A 3317-nucleotide genomic window follows, 5' to 3' on the forward strand; every position below is an offset into this window, starting at 1 on the left:
CCCGAACGGCCGTCGGCCCTTTGCAACGAGGAAGAGACGGTGTTGTTGCATCCCGGGCAAGCGAGGAGACCAGCGCACCTTGCTCCGTGAGCAGGCGCTGATCCCGCCGCGATGCGCGTTGAAGCAATCATTTGCGGGGCGGATGCCGCGTGTTCGATGTCGCGCTGGACGGGAGGTGCGCATCCGCTCCGGGGCGACCGGCGGCCACGCATGTCCCGAGCGTCCGGTCGGGCGGAGGCAGTGCGCCTTCGCAGATGTGCCGTGGCCGAACGGCCTGCGGGTATCGACCCCGCAGCAGATCCATCGGTCACTCCGCATCGATCTCGGCCTGACGGCTGGCGGTCTGCGTCTCGTACATCCAGCCGGGATACTCGGGCGCGAGCGCGCTGACGGCGTCGAGGTCGTCCAGATCGTCCTGATCGAGCACGACCCTCGTCGCACCGACATTGTCCCGCAGCTGATCGACCTGCTTCGCGCCGACAAGCACGCTGGTGACGACGTCTTGGCGGAGGAGCCAAGCGAGCGCGACCTGCGGGACGGTGCATTCGCGGCGCGTCGCCACCTCGTCCAGGGCGTCGATGATGTCGTAGGCGCGGTCCTTTTCCACGGGCGGAAAGTCGAACCCTGCGCGGCGCCCCTCGCCTGCGCCACCGTCGCGCCGATACTTTCCCGACAGGAAGCCGCCGGCCAGCGGGCTCCATGTCATGAGACCGATGCCCTCGGACCGCAGCATGGGTGCGATCTCCCGTTCGAGGTCACGCCCGGCGAGGGAGTAGTAGGCTTGCAGCGAGACGATGGGCGCGAGGCGGCGGGCCTCGGCGATACCGACCGCCTTCATCACTTGCCACGCCGCCCAGTTCGACAGCCCGAGATAGCGGACGTCGCCCCGGCGCACGAGCGTGTTGAGCGCCTCCAGCGTCTCGAGGATCGGTGTAGCCGGATCGAAGCCGTGGATCTGGTAAAGGTCGATGTGGTCCAGTTGCAGGCGCTTCAGACTGGCCTCGGCCTGGGAGAGGACGTGCCCGCGCGAGGCGCCGCGTGCATTCGGCCCCTCGCCCATCGGCCCGTGGACCTTGGTGGCGATCACCACATCATCGCGGGAGACGTTCAGGTTGCGCAGGGCCTGTCCGACGATCTGCTCGCTCCGTCCTGCCGCATAGACGTTGGCGGTGTCGATGAAGGTGATCCCGGCCTCGAGGGCCGTGCCGACGATGGCGTCGGCCTCCTCCTGGCCCAACTGACCGATCTGGCCCCACATCCCTTCGGAGCCCCCGAAGGTCATGGTTCCGAGGCAGAGCTCAGAGACGAAGAGGCCGGACTGGCCGAGGCGGCGCTGGCGCATGGGACATGCTCCTCAGAGTTGGGCTTCGGGATGCACGCCGGCCCGCAGGCCGGCGCGCGCTCATCGGAAGGGATGGTCAGGCGACGCTGGTCGCCGCCGAGCCGTAGCTGACGTCGAGCACCTCGCCGGTCATGTTCTTCGTCGCATCGGTGGTGAAGAACATGACGGAGGCGGCGACCTCCTCGGGCTCCAGATGGCCGATGCCGATGGGGGTGCTCTGCGCGATCATCTCGGAGACCGCGTCGAAGGTCGGGTTCTCGGTCCCCGGCATCATCTGCGCGAGGACGGCGGCGTTGTCGGCGAAGGGCGTCCGCACGAGGCCGGGGGCCACCACGTTGCACATGATGCCGTCGCGCCCGTAGGCGAGCGCCGCGCTCTTGGCGAGGCCGTTCACGGCCCACTTCGTCCCGCCGTAGATGCCGAAGATGTCGTTCCCCGTCCGCGCGAGGCCGGAGGACACGTAGATGATCCGGCCCCCGCCCGCGTCACGCAGGTGCGGCACGGCGGCTTGCGTCGTCTTAAGGTAGCCGCCGACATTGGTCTCGTAGAGCGTCGAGAACTCCTCGGCGGTGACGCTTCCGATCGCGCCCGCATGGCCCACGCCCGCATTGGCGAGCACGATGTCGAGGCTGCCGAAGCGGTCGACGGTCTGCTGCATCGCGGCCTGCTGGTCCTCCAGGCTGCGCACGTCGCCCTGGTAGGTCATGCATTCGGCACCGAGTTCCTCGATCCGCGCCTGCGCCGCGGCGAGGTCGCCTTCGCTAGGAAGGGGATAGTCTACGTTCGGCAGGCTGCCGGACGCGATGTCGAACAGCACGATGTTTGCGCCCTCGCGGGCCATCGCTTCGGCGGAAGCCAGGCCGATTCCACGCGCGCCGCCCGTGACGAAGGCGGTCTTGCCCACGAGGCTGCCTTGCCCGGCGGCCTCTTGGGCGCTCGCGCCGCGGGCGCCCATCGTGACGGCCGCCGCGGCCGCCGCGGCCCCGAGCGTGCCACCGAGTGCTGCGCGGCGTGTCGGATCGGCGGGGCGGTCGGTGTCGGTCTCGGTGTCGTGGGTCATGAATCTTCTCCTTGGTTGGTGTGGGAAGCTGAGGGATGAGGCTCGGGGTCAGGGCACGGCTTGGGCCGCGTCGAGGCCCGTCACCCGCTTCAGCGCGTCGATCGTGTCCGAGGACGCGCTGTAAATCGTCGACCGGATGCGCCGCATGCCGCGCCGGTCCCGATGCGCATGGCCCGAGCCGGGATGGTCGGATCCGACGGTTCGGATCGGCGGAAATCGGTCGGTCATCCTACGGCTCCTTCGACGGTCTGCTACAAGGACTTCTCCGTTCTGGACGGACAGCCCCGACGCCGGGATCGTCGGCTGCTGCGCCAGACGATCACCTGTGTCAGTTGACTATTTTAGGATCGCCGCGATCATCGGCATTGAACCGGCCTTCGGAATCTTTGAACTCGCCGACGGAATTTCGCGGGCCCGACTTGCCGGATCAGGGGCCGCCATGGTCGGCTTGAACGGGCCGTCGGGCGGTTTGAACGCGCCGACCGTCCTGGCCGGAACCCCGGAGGCGACAGCGAGAGAGGGAGCCGATGAAAGATGCCGCCAATCGGGCCGCTCCCGCAGCCGATGCACTGCCCGTGTTCGTCACCCCCATTGGCGAGAGCACCCTCACAGTCAGCTCGGATGGGCTGAATCTCGACTTGCTCGGTCTCCGTGTAATGGCAATGCCGCCGGGCCTCGTACAGATCAGCCTGACAGACCTGAAACCTATGCTGAATGTCTCGACCTGCGCGGGGCCTTCGGGTGTGCACCGATACGGATCGGTCAATGGCGTACCCATCGCTGCGCCCGCAACCACGGAACGCCAGTTCATTCTGAATGCATCCGTCGACGCATTGGAGTTTGATGCGACAAATTACGACTGGGAGTGCCTGATCGAGATAGACGAGGCTAGGCTGCCGCTGCTCGCGCACGAGA

The 3317-nt window shown here is 67.6% G+C and carries 4 protein-coding genes; 1 reads left to right on the top strand and 3 read right to left on the bottom strand.

Going from position 1 to position 3317, the window contains the following annotated elements; translation table 11 throughout:
• Nucleotides 1-307 precede the first annotated feature (307 nt).
• From jaqu_RS19190 to jaqu_RS19200, 3 genes are all read right to left on the bottom strand, one after another.
• Nucleotides 308-1342, bottom strand: a complete 1035-nt coding sequence (locus jaqu_RS19190) for an aldo/keto reductase (protein WP_043920637.1) — start codon at nt 1340-1342, stop codon at nt 308-310.
• Nucleotides 1343-1418: 76 nt separating this feature from the next.
• Nucleotides 1419-2402, bottom strand: coding sequence for an SDR family NAD(P)-dependent oxidoreductase (locus tag jaqu_RS19195; protein ID WP_052501081.1), 984 nt, complete (start codon nt 2400-2402; stop codon nt 1419-1421).
• 48 nt (nt 2403-2450) lie between these two features.
• On the bottom strand, nt 2451-2630 hold the full coding sequence (locus tag jaqu_RS19200) for a hypothetical protein (RefSeq protein WP_043920638.1): 180 nt from the start codon (nt 2628-2630) through the stop codon (nt 2451-2453).
• A 299-nt stretch (nt 2631-2929) separates the two neighbouring features.
• Between jaqu_RS19200 and jaqu_RS19205 the strand changes: the two genes are divergently transcribed.
• A partial coding sequence (locus jaqu_RS19205) for a hypothetical protein (protein WP_043920639.1) occupies nt 2930-3317 on the top strand: 388 nt, incomplete at its 3' end.

It is taken from the genome of Jannaschia aquimarina, from assembly GCF_000877395.1.
GTDB classification, from domain to species: domain Bacteria; phylum Pseudomonadota; class Alphaproteobacteria; order Rhodobacterales; family Rhodobacteraceae; genus Jannaschia; species Jannaschia aquimarina.

Excerpts from the sequence above, each read along its gene's own strand:
- jaqu_RS19200 (WP_043920638.1), bottom strand. The coding sequence starts at position 2,630 with ATGACCGACCGATTTCCGCCGATCCGAACCGTCGGATCCGACCATCCC.
- jaqu_RS19195 (WP_052501081.1), bottom strand. The coding sequence starts at position 2,402 with ATGACCCACGACACCGAGACCGACACCGACCGCCCCGCCGATCCGACA.
- jaqu_RS19190 (WP_043920637.1), bottom strand. The coding sequence starts at position 1,342 with ATGCGCCAGCGCCGCCTCGGCCAGTCCGGCCTCTTCGTCTCTGAGCTC.